Genomic DNA, 13,673 nt, shown 5'->3' with positions numbered 1-13,673 from the left:
AAAACTAAAAATTATTTCTTCTTTGGTTCAAAGACAGGTAGTAATTTTGTACGTACTTCTCCAAAACCTATCCTACGACCCTCGCTCTGGCAGTAGCCGTGCATAACAACAGTGTCGTTATCTTCAATAAATTTTCTTTCACTTCCATCCTTCAGTTTCAGAGGTTCTTTACCGCTCCAGGTAAGTTCCAGCATAGATCCATAGGAATCTTTCTCTGTTCCCGAAATTGTTCCGGAAGCCATCATATCCCCGGAATTTACAGGACAACCGTTTACCGTATGATGGGCTAACTGCTGGCTCATATTCCAGTAAAGGTCCTTGAAATTTGCTTTGGAAACAATCGTTTCTTCAGCATTATCTGGTTGTATGGAAATTTCAAGATTAATGTCGAATGTCTTTTTGCCTTTGTACTGGAGATAAGGAAGCAGTTCCTTTTCCGGTTCCGGACTCTCTGTTCTGAAAGGTTCGAGTGCATCCATGGTCACAATCCAGGGTGAAATAGACGACGCAAAATTCTTTGCCAGGAATGGCCCTAGCGGAACATATTCCCATTTTTGGATGTCCCGTGCACTCCAGTCGTTGAACACAACCATTCCAAAGATATAATCTTCAGCTTCGTCTACCGGAATGGGTTCTCCTAAAGGGTTTGCATCGGTAGTTATAAAAGCCATTTCCAATTCGAAATCTACTTTTTGTGACGGTCCAAAGATGGGAGTATCAGCACCTTCAGGCATTGTTTGTCCTTTCGGACGGTGGACCGGAATTCCGCTGGGAATTATAGACGAACTCCTTCCGTGGTAACCCACAGGAATGTGGAGCCAGTTTGGTAAAAGCGCATTTTCTGGATCACGAAACATAGATCCTACGTTTGTAGCGTGCTCCTTACTGGAATAAAAATCGGTGTAATCTCCAACCTGCACCGGCATCTGCATTTCAATCTCATTAAGGGTGAAAAGAACAGTGTTTCTATGGTTTTGGTTGTCTTTAAGTTTAGGATTTTTAGCATCAAAAATTTCAGCAATACGGTTTCTTACAAGACGCCAGGTTTTCTTTCCGTCAGAAATAAAATCATTCAGCGTGTCCTGTAAAAAAATATCGTCAGTTAAAGGAATTCCGTCGAAATAGCCAAGTTGGTGCAAAGCCCCCAGGTCTATGGCGTAATCTCCAATTCTGGTCCCGATAGTGATGATATCATCCCTGGTAAGAAATACCCCAAAAGGAATATTCTGTATAGGAAAATCGGTATCCTCAGGAATATTAAGCCAGGTTTTTCGCCCCGGGTCATTAGCAGTAATTGGCATAGAATTTTTTGGTTTTTTGTTAAAATCTATTGTACTCAAATATATTATTTTCCTGTAATTAACGGAATGTATTTATTACTTTTGGTGAATATTTAACGAAAAAATTCGAAATGCAACGAGACAGCCAGGTTTTTAATTTAATAGAAGAAGAAAAAGAACGTCAATTAAATGGTTTAGAGCTTATTGCCAGTGAAAATTTTGTGAGTGAGCAGGTGCTGGAAGCAGCAGGATCTGTACTTACAAACAAGTATGCAGAAGGTTATCCCGGTAAGAGATATTATGGAGGATGTGAGGTGGTAGATAAGGTCGAGCAATTAGCTATTGATCGATTAAAAGAACTTTTTGGAGCCGAATATGCTAATGTGCAACCACATTCCGGTTCCCAGGCAAATACCGCAGTTTTCGCTACCTGTATGAATCCCGGTGATAAATTTTTAGGTTTCGACCTCTCTCACGGCGGTCATCTAACCCACGGGTCTCCTGTAAATTTCTCCGGAAGACTTTACAACCCTGTTTTTTACGGAGTAGATAAAGAAACCGGTCTTATTGATTATGATAAAGTTGCTGAACTTGCAGAAAAAGAAAAGCCGAAAATGATTATTGCCGGCGCTTCAGCATATTCACGTGAAATCGATTATAAAAGGTTTAGGGAGATTGCAGATAGTGTTGGTGCTATTTTATTTGCCGATATTGCGCATCCTGCGGGCCTCATCGCAAAAGGTCTTTTAAGTGATCCAATTCCACATTGCCACATCGTAACTTCCACCACCCATAAAACCCTTCGTGGGCCAAGAGGTGGTATTATCATTATGGGGAAAGATTTTGATAATCCCTTTGGTGAAAAACTGAAAAACGGAAAGCTGAAAAAAATGTCAGCGATGCTTAATAGCGGAATTTTCCCCGGAAACCAGGGCGGGCCATTGGAGCACATTATTGCTGCAAAAGCTGTGGCTTTTGGAGAAGCACTTACAGATGATTTCTTGCATTACACGATAAGAGTCAAAAAGAATGCTGCCAAATTAGCCGAAGCTTTTGTAGATAAAGATTACCAGGTAATTTCGGGAGGAACAGATAATCACATGATGCTTATCGACCTCAGGAATAAAAACGTTAGCGGAAAAGAAGCAGAAGAAGCACTTGTAAAAGCTGATATTACTGTGAATAAAAATATGGTTCCTTTTGATGATAAGTCTCCTTTTGTCACTTCCGGAATTCGAATAGGTACCGCAGCAATTACCACCCGCGGACTTGTAGAAGAGGATATGCCGAAAATCGTAGATTTGGTCGATAGGGTTGTAAATAATATTGAAGATGAAGCCGAACTTGCTAAGGTGAAAACTGAAGTGAATTCTTTAATGCACGGCAGACCTTTATTTCAATAAGATTTTTGATTTTAAAGAATAAGAAAAGGTTGCCTTTAACGGGCAGCCTTTTTTTGTTGGGCTTCGACAGGCTCAGCCTGACCCGCAGGTCGAAAATTGGCATTTTGAAGCACCCTTTAGAAATGAAAAAAGCTGTCACTATTCACGAATATCTTTCAAAGGGTTTAGAAAAAAAATCGTGTATTCGTGGCAAAACTTATGAAAGGCTTCAACTGGTTCACCCTGACCCCTCAGGTCGAAAATTGGCCTTTTTAACCTATGATTTTTTTCTACTGAATTTGCTTCCGATTGAGAAAAAAGAGGCATCTCGGAAATGGCAATTATCGTCCTCAGTCACACTGAGCTCGACGAATTGTAGCCTACGACTTTTCTTCGACAGAAAAGAGCCTTTTTAAATCATCAGAAATTCTTGCAGGTTTTTTTGTCTCATTTTTCATAAGGCACCAGGTGGTTTTTGCTTCGACAAGTGTTTCTCCGGTTTCTGCATTCTTGATTAAAACGTGCCGTAAGGTAGTTACGTGAGTGGTTTCTGTAACGAAAGTGTGGAGTATTAATTCTTCATCAAGAAAAGCCTGGCGTTTATATTTAATATGATGTTCTACAACCACCCAAAAGACATCTGCTTGTTGTTCTTTTGTAGCCTTTTTTAGCCAATGCGCTTTTGCGACGTCCTGCACCCACTGCACATATTGAACGTTGTTCACATGCTGTTGCTCATCCAGGTGTTTGGATTCAACTTTTATTTTCAGTTCAAAAATATCGGGAGTATGGCTCATTATTTTTCTATGATATTGACTTCAAAAATCCGGTCCCAGTTTTTGCCGGTCACATAAAGTTTCTTCGAATTTGGATTGTAGGCAATTCCATTTAAAACGTCGAGTTTATCGTGCTGAGTGACCTTTTCTCTTAATCCACGGAAATCGATAAGGCCTTCAATAGCACCATTTTCGGGGTTTATAATTGCTACTCCGTCTTTTTGATAGGTGTTTGCATAGATTTTTCCCTCAACCCATTCCAGTTCATTTAGTTTAGAAGATAATCCGCGGTGATGTGCGGGTTGAATAAAAGTTTCCTCGGAAAGAGTCTCCGGGTTCAGGATCCATATTTTCTCTGTTCCGTCACTTTTGTACAGTTTCTCCCCATCATTGGTAAATCCCCATCCTTCTTTACTTTCATTGTAGGCAAAAGTTTCTGTTTGTTCAAAATCGTCGAGATTGTAAACAATTCCTTCTCCTTCCCTCCAGGTAAGTTGGTAAATTTTACCGTCTAAAATGGTGATGCCTTCTCCAAAGTACTGGTCGTCCAATTTAATTTCGTTATAAATCTCTCCTGTTTCAAGATCTGTTTTTCTCAATTTGGATTTCCCATACTGGCCGAGGCTTTCGTATAAGGTGTCGTTGTAAAATTCTAATCCCTGGGTATAAGCTTCGGGATCGTGTGGGTAAGAATTTACAATTTCATAGGTGTAGGAAATAGGGGCAGTGTTGTTAAACAGTTTAATGGTTTTGCTTATTTCCTGTTTTTCACCTTCAGTAAAAACATGAGCTTCTATAGGTTGATTTCCCAGTTTATAATTGTCAAGAATAATGGCAGTTCGAAAATTGCCATTTTCGGCTTGTAGTTTTTGTCCTTCAAAATAGAAAGCGACAGAATCAATTTTCCTGTTTTTGGGATTTAAAACCGAAACCTGTATTTCCTCACCAAGCTGAAATTCTTCCTTGTCTTCGGAAATTTTCAGAGAAAAATCTGAAGATTTTTTATCAGAATTACTTCCGCAGGAAAAAAGAGAAATTGTTAAGATGAAGAATGTCAGTAATTTAAAATTATTCATGATTTTGAGCTCTAAAATATTGGTCTAAATTAACTATTTCCTATCGAAAAAACCTTGCCAGAAATACTAAAGATTGTATATTTGCACCGGCAAGTCCCACACAACCAGCTCCTGCTGAATCCCCCAGGGCGGGAACGCAGCAAGGGTAGGCGGTCGTAGCGGTGTGATGTGGGTTACTTGCCATTTTTTGTTTCTTCCAGTTTCTATAATTATTGCATCTTTGTGGCCTATGAAAACAGATGCTCTTTCTAAAAAAGTAGTTCTTATTACCGGTGGATCCTCAGGAATTGGAAAATCGATAGCCGAATATCTTCAGAATAAAGATTTTATAGTTTACGGCACCAGCAGGAACCCACATAAATTTTCAAATGCTGAGGTCCCTCTGGTAGCTTTGGACGTCACCAAAAAAGAAACTGTTGTCGCCGCAGTAAAGGAGGTGATTGGTAAATCCGGAAAAATAGATATTCTTATAAACAATGCGGGAGTGGGAATTACAGGTCCTATAGAAGAAACTCCCGATGAAGAAATTAAGAAAGCTTTTGATACCAATTATTTTGGCCCTCTTAGCTTAATTAAAGAAGTGCTGCCGCATATGAGGCAACAAAGGAGCGGACTTATCATTAATATTACTTCTATTGCAGGTTATATGGGTTTGCCTTATCGTGGAATTTATTCTGCGACTAAAGGTGCGCTGGAGTTAACTACCGAGGCTTTTAGAATGGAACTCAAAGATTTTAATGTGCAAATGACTAACGTTGCGCCTGGTGATTTTGCAACTAATATTGCTGCAGGAAGATACCATGCGCCGGTCCAGAAGGGGAGTCCGTACGAGGTACCATACGGAAACACTTTAAGACTGATGAATAAACACGTAGATGCGGGAGAAGATCCCCAGTTAATGGCAAAAGCTATTTATAATGTTATCCAGACAGAAAACCCCAGAGGTCATTACAAAGTAGGAGAAGTTGTTCAGAAACTATCTATAGGATTAAAACGCATTTTACCTGATAAAGTTTATGAGAAAATGCTTCTAAAGTTTTATAAATTGTAAATTTGTGGAAACTAAGGGATAACCATGATGTTTTATATAAAACATGCGGTTTGAATTATTAATGAACCAAATAAATAAGAAAGAAATGAAATTTTTTATCGATACCGCCAATCTTGATGAAATTAGAGAAGCTCAGGGATTGGGAGTTTTGGATGGTGTGACCACAAACCCTTCTTTAATGGCGAAAGAGGGTATTACAGGAAAAGAAAACATTATTGAGCATTATAAAAAGATTTGCGAGATAGTGACGGGCGATGTTAGCGCTGAGGTAATTGCAACTACTTTTGACGAAATAGTGAAAGAAGGGGAAGAACTGGCGGCTTTACATGATCAAATTATTGTAAAGGTTCCAATGATTAAAGAAGGTGTTAAGGCGATTAAATATTTTAGCGATAAAGGAATAAAAACCAACTGTACACTTGTATTTTCTGCAGGACAGGCCTTGCTTGCGGCTAAAGCGGGTGCAACTTATGTTTCTCCTTTTATTGGAAGGCTTGATGATATTTCTACTAATGGCCTGAATCTTATTGCTGAAATAAGGTTGATCTATGATAACTATGGTTTTGAGACTGAGATTCTTGCGGCTTCCATCAGGCATACAATGCATGTTCTGGATTGCGCTAAAATTGGTGCAGATGTGATGACAGGTCCTCTTTCTTCTATTGAAGGTTTACTAAAACATCCTCTTACAGATAGTGGTTTGGAGAAATTCCTTGCAGATTATAACAAGGGAAATCATTAATTCCAGGTTTCTGGAAATAGATGTAAATGAAAGGCTGCCAGTTGGCAGCCTTTCATTTACATCTATTTTTCATTTTCTAACGATTTAGAAACTCCAGGAGTTCTGTTTCAAAGTTGGGACTGTAGAGTTTTGCATCCCCGTCTATAATAACAGCTTCAGAATTGACAAAAAAGATTTTGTGGATGTATTTTCTGAAAACCTCTTTACTTATTTCGCGGTTGGTAATCTGATATTCGTAATCTTTGTTGTAATTATTAGAGGAGACCACCCTAAGCCAGTTTTCTGTTTCACCCTGATCAATATTTACTCCTATAAAATCCACCTCCGGATATTTTCTCCTAAGGGCTTTAATATTGTTGTGTTGCCATTTATAATGGGAAGGAGCGTACAGAGACCAAATGAAAATTACTGAAGGTTTGCTGATGATGTCCCCATAAGTAACCTGCTCCTTGGAGGTGTTAATCATTTTGCCTTTCCTGATGGATGAGCCTTCAAAATAACTTTTTTGTATAATAGCAAGATCTTCTGCCTGCCCTATATTACTATAATTAATATTCTCCAGAACCTCAAGAATGGAATCTACCCGGTCCTGATTTTTTGCCATTACAATACCGCGGGTGACAAGCCGGTCCAGAAATTTGTTCTTCATGTAAGGAAGCGTTGTGAGGGAATCAACCAAGATTATTCTCCTGCGGATATTTTGGTAACTTCCAAGTTCAAAACAGCTCCTGTCCAGATCCTCGTCCGTATTGCAATTTTCTATGGATTTTGAGCGTAGGTAATTTTCAATAAAATTGGTGTAGACTTTATACTCCTGCAAGCTTTCATTGCTAAAGTCGATTTCATTTCGGTAATTATAAAAATCTTCAGGGATTTCGTCAGCAAACTGAGAATTATATTTCTCGATAAGAAACGTGTAACGTTCTCTCAGGTCGTAATATTCATAATCAATTACGGTATGTGCTATGTCAAGAAATTTTTGTGAAAATTTCTGTTCATCATTAAGGTTTCCTAAGGATTCAATTCGCTGTTCTCTAATAGAATCAGTTATGCGTGAAAATTTCTCCGGATTAAACTTGTAATACGATAAAATTAATTCGTTGTTTTCCTGATTATTGAGGAGCATTTCCAGTAGAAAACTACTTTTTTCTGAACCTCTTCCGCTAAAGTTCATGGATTTGTCAAACTGCAGGGTATTTAACCAAACTAAGACACTATCTCCTGGCTCTACATACATTGTTTGACTTTCAGGATTGTGATTAAGGGAATAAACTCCCTCGGTAAGATCTTCGAGCTGAGCTCCGAATTGATTTTTTTGGTTCAGAAACAGCGTATCTAAAACTTTCTCATTTTGAGCTAGAACAACGTAATGTGTATGAGGATTAACAATTTGTCCGCCAATATAGATTTTGTCTCCGTAACTATTTGAACGGTTACAGGCAGATAAAAGAAACACAGTAAAAAGAAATAAGGGGAAAATATTCTTCATCTAAGGATCTAAGACTTCGGATTTTAAGATAGTCAGTAGTGAGCAAATATAGATGCTCACTACTGCTGTGAATGTTAATCGGTAGTTAAAAGGAATTTTATAAACGTTAATCTTTCCAGAAGATTACTTAATTGGCTACTTTTGCAAAAAATTAGATCAAATTAAATTCTTATGCTCTCAGTTTCAAATCTTTCAGTTCAATTTGGTAAACGTGTTCTCTTTGATGAAGTGAATACTACTTTTACCCAGGGGAACTGCTACGGAATTATTGGTGCCAATGGTGCCGGAAAATCCACTTTTCTTAAGATCCTTGCAGGAAAATCAGATCCTACTTCAGGTCATGTTCATCTTGAACCGGGAAAACGTATGTCTGTACTGGAGCAGAACCATAATTTGTACGACGAATATCCTGTCCTGGAAACAGTAATGAGGGGGAATAAACCTCTTTACAAGATCAAAACAGAAATGGAAGAGATCTACGCTAAAGAAGACTTTAACGATGCAGATGGGGAAAAGGTTGGATTGCTTCAGGCTGAATTTGAAGAAATGAACGGTTGGAATGCCGAAAGTGAAGCGGCCTCCCTGCTTTCCAGTTTGGGTATAAAAACAGATTCCCATTATACGTTAATGCAGGATCTTGAGGGTCAGCAAAAGGTGAGGGTGCTTTTAGCCCAAGCTTTATTTGGTAATCCCGATGTGTTGATTATGGATGAACCTACCAACGATCTGGATTATGAAGCTATAACCTGGCTGGAGAATTTCCTTGCGAATTACGATAACACGGTAATTGTGGTTTCTCACGACCGTCACTTCCTGGATTCTGTATGTACGCACATTTCAGATATAGACTTCGGAAAAATAAACCACTTTAGCGGGAATTATACATTTTGGTACGAATCTTCACAACTCGCAGCAAGACAACGCTCTCAGCAGAACAAAAAAGCTGAAGAGAAGAAGAAAGAACTTCAGGAATTTATTCAGCGATTTAGTGCAAACGTGGCAAAATCTAAGCAAGCTACTTCGCGCAAGAAGATGATCGATAAATTAAATATTGAAGAAATAAAACCTTCCAGCAGAAGGTATCCAGCGATTATTTTTGAAAGGGAACGCGAAGCAGGAGACCAGATTTTGAATATTGAAGGTCTTGAAGCATCTATAGAAGGAGAGGTAATCTTTAAAGATGTAAATATCAACCTGGCCAAAGGTGATAAAGTGGTTGTGTTTTCCAGAGATTCCAGAGCGACTACTGCTTTCTACGAGATTATAAACGGAAATCAGGATGCGGTTAAAGGAAAATATTCATGGGGTGTTACCACCAATCAGTCGTATTTACCACTGGATAATTCTGAATATTTTGATAATGATCTTACCCTTGTAGATTGGCTAAGGCAATGGGCTAAAACCGAAGAAGAAAGAGAAGAAGTTTATATACGCGGATTCTTAGGTAAAATGTTGTTTAGTGGGGAAGAAGCTTTAAAAACCTGCCGCGTTTTATCTGGTGGAGAAAAGGTAAGGTGTATGTTAAGCCGCATGATGATGATGCGGGCAAATGTTCTTATGCTCGATGAGCCCACGAACCACCTGGACCTGGAATCTATTACAGCCTTTAACAATTCGCTGAAGAATTTTAAAGGAACCATTATGTTCACCACTCATGACCATGAATTTGCACAAACAGTGGCTAACCGGATAATTGAACTTACTCCTGGTGGCGCCATAGATCGTTACTTAACATTTGACGAATATATGGGAGATAAGAAGATAAAGGAACAACGTGAGAAGATGTACGGAGTTCAGGTTTAAGTAATTCTTAAATAATAAATAAAAAGCCCGGTTTCCATAAGGATCCGGGCTTTTCTGGCTAATTAAACAAACAAATAATAATAAACACTAAAAAATTCCGCCGCCGCCGGCGTCATTGTCATCTCGGGATTTACGTTTTAAAGCACTATTTTTACCGCCTCCAAACCTGTAGGAGAATCCAAGGTAAACGGTTTGTGTTTCTCCTTTAAATCTTCCCTCCTGCAGAAATGGCCTTCCATCGGTAAATTCAAACTCCTGGGTGTTGAAGACATCATTTAAATTCAGACTAATTGTTGCCTTGTTATCCATAAAAGAATACCTCCCGCCAAGGTTCATAAAGTACATTGGCTTCATAAGCATTTGCAGGCTTTCATTTCTTCCGCGGTAAAATCCGAATAATTGAAAGGTTAAGGCTTCACTCGCTTTAAACGAATGGCTTGTCCTGAAGTTAAAAGTGGTGTTATTCGTTTCCAGATATTCACTTCCCACTACTCCTTTTAGTTGCTGGCTGTAAGCTTCAAAACTTGTATTGGTGCTCCACCAGCCGGTGAATTTGTAATTGGCAGAAAGTTCTAGTCCGTAGGAATTATTATCTTCAAAATTGTCAAATTGAAGAAGCAAGGAGCCCGGCTCATTAGGATCTTCGAGTATAACCTGGTTAATTTCATCATTAATATTTCTGAAGAACACGCCACCTGTTAAACTTCCTTTGTTGAAAAGGTTACGGGTATAATTAAATTCTACCGAATTGGTGAACTGCGGTTCCAGTTCCGGATTTCCGGAGACGGTCAATCTTGGGCTGCTAACTTCCCTGATGGGATTTACCTGGTTAAAACCGGGGCGGTCAACACGCCTGCTGTAACTTATTTGGTACGTATTCTTTTCATTTGGAGTATGGCTCAAAAATCCTGAAGGATAAATTGTTAGATAATCATCTTCAAAAACTTTTTCCCCGTTATAGATCGCATCCACCTGAAAATTCTCCAGCCTTGCGCCCAGTTGATAGGACCATTTTTCAAAATTTTGTCCATACGTGGTGTAAAAAGAATAAATATCCCGGTTGTATTGATACGTGGAATTAGAAAAATCTGGATTAGTGGTGTTGTAGCCGTTATCTGTATCTAATATTCTGGCTTCGATGCCCATTTCCAGCTTCGAGTTTTCACTTAAGGGATTAACATAATCAATATTACTTATTAGATTTTCTCTTTTCTCGTCCACCAGATCTTCATAAGCTACAAAACCATCCGTATTTCCTTCAAAATCAAAAAAGGAATTCTCTTCTTCTTCAAAATCATTGTAGTTAATTTCTACCTGAAGGTCATGCCCTTTTTTTTCAAATTTTCGATCGTATACAAAATTGTAGGTGGAATTTATATTGTCGAAATTCAAATCCAGGTTTTGCACCAGGCTTGGCTCCGGATTATTGTTGTAGATTAACCTGAAAGCACCTTCGGGACCTCCGTTAAAGTGATTTTGGTTGGTATAGAAGGAAAAAGTATTGTGATCGTTCAGGTAAAAGTCCATTCCCACCTTATATAGGTTAGATTTCCGCTTATTATTGATGTCAAAAGCCTGTAAAAGGTTTTCCTGCGGTAAATAGATTCGTCCTAAATTTTCCCGGGGCCCAAAATTGGTTCCAACATTACCATAAACGTTAATTTTTCCTGTTCGGTAATTCATATCAAGGGAGCCGTTAAAACGCCAATTTTCGCCCACAGTTACGCCGGTGTTCAGATTTCCGTTGAAGCCGTTGTTCGCATTTTTATGAAGGACGATATTTATGATTCCGCTCATTCCTTCGGGATTGTATTTTGCTGAAGGATTGGTAATGAGCTCTATACTTTTAATAGAAGTTGAAGGAATTTGCTTCAGCAATTGTGCAGGATCCATATTTGTAGGTTTTCCATCTACTAAAACCCGTACGTTAGAATTTCCGCGAAGAGCTATATTACCATCCTGATCTACATTTACAGAGGGAATATTATTCATTATTTCTGAAGCGCTTGCCCCTGTGGTGGTAAGATCCTTACCTACATTTATAACTTTCCTGTCAATACGCTGCTCGATTGTGGTTCTTTCAGCAACTACGGTAACATCATTTAGTTGGGCAACTTCAGCTTCAAGAGGGATAATTCCTATTTCCACAATTCTTTGATTTTCTGAGATGGTAATTTCACGGATGAAGGTTTTGTAGCCAATAAATTGTGCTTTAAGCTCATAGGTTCCGTTCTCAATTTTTTCTATGGAAAAGCTACCGTCTTCTCCCGTGGTGATCCCGGTTACCAAATTGCCTTCCATATCATTAATAATGACAGTGGCGTAGGGAATAGGTTCCTGCAGGTCAGGGTCTATTACAGAACCCGAAATTTTTCCGAAAGCTTCGTTGAAAGCCATAGTGCCGACTGTTGTAAATAGTGTAATGATTAAAAATAACTGTTTCATTTTTTGATTGATTTGATGGTTATGATGTTATAGAAAATACCTTGTATTGCATATTAGCTTGATGAGAGCTTTTGCAAAAAAAGAACCTTCTCTACTTTAAAGACGGCGCAGAAATGTATTTGTTACAATCTTTTTTAAAATAACCCACATTCCTGATGAGAAATGTGGGCTGTTAACAATTCCTGGTGCAAACACTAACCATCAAAAAGAGCAGACCAGCAATTCTTGAACCGGTTCTATTATAAAGACTTTATAATTTAAAACTTGTTACAGTATCCCAGAAGTATTAAATTTAGAATATGAAGAAAAAAACATTAGTAATAGGAGCATCTACCAATCCTGCAAGATATTCTTATATGGCCATTAACCGGTTGGTGGGATACAATCAACCAACAGTTGCCATAGGCTTGCGGGAAGGCGAAGTTGCCGGCGTAAAGATTGAAAAGGAAATGTTGCCTTTTGAAGATATAGATACCATCACATTATATATAAATCCAAAGAGGCAGCCGGATTATTATGATTATATACTTTCTCTTAATCCGGAACGGGTGATTTTTAACCCCGGAACCGAAAATCCGGAATTGTACGAGCTCCTCCGGAATAACAACATAGAAGTAGAAATTGGGTGTACCTTAATTATGCTTGGATCTAATCAATACTAGTCCAAGAAAGGTGAGCAAGCCGTTAAGGATAAGGATAAAAAACCCAAATTCAAATCCAAACCATACCAGACTGTTTATACTTATTATATAAGAAAGCAAAGGAGAAAGGATTGCAACCACCGGAACAAGTTTGTCTTTCACATTCCATTTTGTGAACAAGCCGTAAGTGTATAAGCCTAAAAGCGGTCCATAGGTGTATCCTGCAAATTCAAAGAGTTCGTTTATCACACTTTTATCTGCAATGGCATATTTAAAAATAAGCATTACCACAATAAGAAGTAGGGAAATCCCAATATGAATGGTTTTCCTGATCTTTACCTGTTTTTCTTCAGAATACTTCTTTTCAATATCCAGGATATCAATACTAAAAGAAGTGGTAAGCGCTGTTAAAGCACTGTCTGCACTGGAATAGGCAGCAGCAATAAGGCCAAGAATAAAGAAAACGGCGACACCTATTCCCAATTCTCCGCTTGTTGCAATAGCTGGAAAAAGGTCATCTTTCCGCTCTGTTATCCCGTTAATTTCGGCATAATCGGTTAAAAGCACACCCAGCGCCAGGAAGAAGAAATTAACAACAGTAAGCACCAACGTAAACCAGAACATATTTTTTTGAGCATCTTTTAAATTCCGGCAGGTAAGATTTTTCTGCATCATATCCTGGTCCAGGCCCGTCATTACAATTGCTATAAATGCCCCTGAAATAAATTGTTTAAAAAAGTAATCTCTGCTTCTCCAGTCTTCAAAGAAGAACATTTTAGAGAATTCACTTTCAGATAGATATCCAATAATATTAACCGGTGAGAAGTTGAGGTCTTCAGAAATTACCACAATGGTAATTCCCAAAGCAAGCAGCATAAACAAAGTTTGCAGCGTGTCTGTCCATACAATCGTATTTATTCCGCTTTTAAAAGTGTAGAGCCAGATGAGTAAAATAGTTATTGATACAGTTACATAAAACGGAACTCCC

Annotated in this window: 11 protein-coding genes and 1 other RNA gene; 6 read left to right on the top strand and 6 right to left on the bottom strand. The window is 38.5% G+C overall.

The annotated features are described in order from the left end of the window. Positions 1 to 11: 11 nt before the first annotated feature. Positions 12 to 1,301 carry a fumarylacetoacetase gene (fahA, locus tag RM529_RS08290; protein ID WP_311484361.1) on the bottom strand — a complete coding sequence of 430 codons (1,290 nt, stop codon included), beginning with the start codon at positions 1,299 to 1,301 and terminating at the stop codon, positions 12 to 14. 110 nt (positions 1,302 to 1,411) lie between these two features. On the opposite strand from fahA, the gene glyA reads away from it, so the two are divergent. After that, positions 1,412 to 2,683: a serine hydroxymethyltransferase gene (gene glyA / locus RM529_RS08285; RefSeq protein ID WP_311484339.1), complete on the top strand. Its 1,272-nt coding sequence runs from the start codon at positions 1,412 to 1,414 to the stop codon at positions 2,681 to 2,683. A gap of 359 nt (positions 2,684 to 3,042) precedes the next feature. Here glyA and RM529_RS08280 read toward each other — a convergent pair whose 3' ends face one another. Both RM529_RS08280 and RM529_RS08275 read right to left on the bottom strand, forming a co-directional pair. Continuing rightward, positions 3,043 to 3,459 carry an acyl-CoA thioesterase gene (locus RM529_RS08280; protein ID WP_311484338.1) on the bottom strand — a complete coding sequence of 139 codons (417 nt, stop codon included), beginning with the start codon at positions 3,457 to 3,459 and terminating at the stop codon, positions 3,043 to 3,045. Continuing rightward, positions 3,459 to 4,514, bottom strand: coding sequence for a glutaminyl-peptide cyclotransferase (locus tag RM529_RS08275; protein WP_311484337.1), 1,056 nt, complete (start codon positions 4,512 to 4,514; stop codon positions 3,459 to 3,461). The genes RM529_RS08280 and RM529_RS08275 overlap by 1 nt, the downstream gene beginning before the upstream one ends. 87 nt (positions 4,515 to 4,601) lie before the next feature. Between RM529_RS08275 and ffs the strand changes: the two genes are divergently transcribed. The 3 genes from ffs (at position 4,602) to fsa (ending at position 6,307) form a co-directional block, all read left to right on the top strand. Then, positions 4,602 to 4,700: signal recognition particle sRNA small type (ffs, locus tag RM529_RS08270), an RNA gene on the top strand. A gap of 43 nt (positions 4,701 to 4,743) precedes the next feature. Then, the gene (locus tag RM529_RS08265; RefSeq protein ID WP_311484336.1) at positions 4,744 to 5,565 is read left to right on the top strand and encodes an SDR family oxidoreductase; all 822 of its coding nucleotides are present in this window, start codon (positions 4,744 to 4,746) and stop codon (positions 5,563 to 5,565) included. Positions 5,566 to 5,650: 85 nt separating this feature from the next. After that, positions 5,651 to 6,307 (top strand): fructose-6-phosphate aldolase, encoded by a 657-nt coding sequence (fsa, locus tag RM529_RS08260; RefSeq protein ID WP_311484335.1) that lies wholly within the window; start codon positions 5,651 to 5,653, stop codon positions 6,305 to 6,307. Between the two features lie 76 nt (positions 6,308 to 6,383). Here the strand turns inward: fsa and RM529_RS08255 are convergent, their stop codons facing one another. Continuing rightward, positions 6,384 to 7,796 carry a hypothetical protein gene (locus RM529_RS08255; protein ID WP_311484334.1) on the bottom strand — a complete coding sequence of 471 codons (1,413 nt, stop codon included), beginning with the start codon at positions 7,794 to 7,796 and terminating at the stop codon, positions 6,384 to 6,386. Between the two features lie 171 nt (positions 7,797 to 7,967). Here RM529_RS08255 and RM529_RS08250 point away from each other — a divergent pair, with 171 nt between their 5' ends. After that, a complete protein-coding gene (locus RM529_RS08250; protein ID WP_311484333.1) occupies positions 7,968 to 9,599 on the top strand; it encodes an ABC-F family ATP-binding cassette domain-containing protein in 1,632 nt (543 codons plus the stop codon). A gap of 87 nt (positions 9,600 to 9,686) precedes the next feature. Here RM529_RS08250 and RM529_RS08245 read toward each other — a convergent pair whose 3' ends face one another. Next, positions 9,687 to 12,044, bottom strand: a complete 2,358-nt coding sequence (locus tag RM529_RS08245; RefSeq protein WP_311484332.1) for a TonB-dependent receptor — start codon at positions 12,042 to 12,044, stop codon at positions 9,687 to 9,689. 299 nt (positions 12,045 to 12,343) lie between these two features. On the opposite strand from RM529_RS08245, the gene RM529_RS08240 reads away from it, so the two are divergent. After that, the gene (locus RM529_RS08240; RefSeq protein WP_311484331.1) at positions 12,344 to 12,706 is read left to right on the top strand and encodes a CoA-binding protein; all 363 of its coding nucleotides are present in this window, start codon (positions 12,344 to 12,346) and stop codon (positions 12,704 to 12,706) included. Here the strand turns inward: RM529_RS08240 and RM529_RS08235 are convergent. Beyond that, the coding region (locus tag RM529_RS08235; protein WP_311484330.1) for a sodium:solute symporter family transporter at positions 12,677 to 13,673 on the bottom strand (997 nt) is incomplete at its 5' end. The two genes, RM529_RS08240 and RM529_RS08235, sit on opposite strands and share 30 nt — an antisense overlap.

The sequence above is a fragment of the Autumnicola edwardsiae genome (genome assembly GCF_031846505.1).
Classification (GTDB): Bacteria; Bacteroidota; Bacteroidia; order Flavobacteriales; family Flavobacteriaceae; genus Autumnicola; species Autumnicola edwardsiae.
This window is presented reverse-complemented; position numbering and strand designations above follow the sequence as displayed.

Coding starts and splice junctions, on each gene's coding strand:
- fahA (WP_311484361.1), bottom strand. CDS start 1,301: ATGCCAATTACTGCTAATGACCCGGGGCGAAAAACCTGGCTTAATATT.
- RM529_RS08240 (WP_311484331.1), top strand. CDS start 12,344: ATGAAGAAAAAAACATTAGTAATAGGAGCATCTACCAATCCTGCAAGA.
- RM529_RS08275 (WP_311484337.1), bottom strand. CDS start 4,514: ATGAATAATTTTAAATTACTGACATTCTTCATCTTAACAATTTCTCTT.
- RM529_RS08245 (WP_311484332.1), bottom strand. CDS start 12,044: ATGAAACAGTTATTTTTAATCATTACACTATTTACAACAGTCGGCACT.
- RM529_RS08280 (WP_311484338.1), bottom strand. CDS start 3,459: ATGAGCCATACTCCCGATATTTTTGAACTGAAAATAAAAGTTGAATCC.
- RM529_RS08265 (WP_311484336.1), top strand. CDS start 4,744: ATGAAAACAGATGCTCTTTCTAAAAAAGTAGTTCTTATTACCGGTGGA.
- fsa (WP_311484335.1), top strand. CDS start 5,651: ATGAAATTTTTTATCGATACCGCCAATCTTGATGAAATTAGAGAAGCT.
- RM529_RS08250 (WP_311484333.1), top strand. CDS start 7,968: ATGCTCTCAGTTTCAAATCTTTCAGTTCAATTTGGTAAACGTGTTCTC.
- glyA (WP_311484339.1), top strand. CDS start 1,412: ATGCAACGAGACAGCCAGGTTTTTAATTTAATAGAAGAAGAAAAAGAA.
- RM529_RS08255 (WP_311484334.1), bottom strand. CDS start 7,796: ATGAAGAATATTTTCCCCTTATTTCTTTTTACTGTGTTTCTTTTATCT.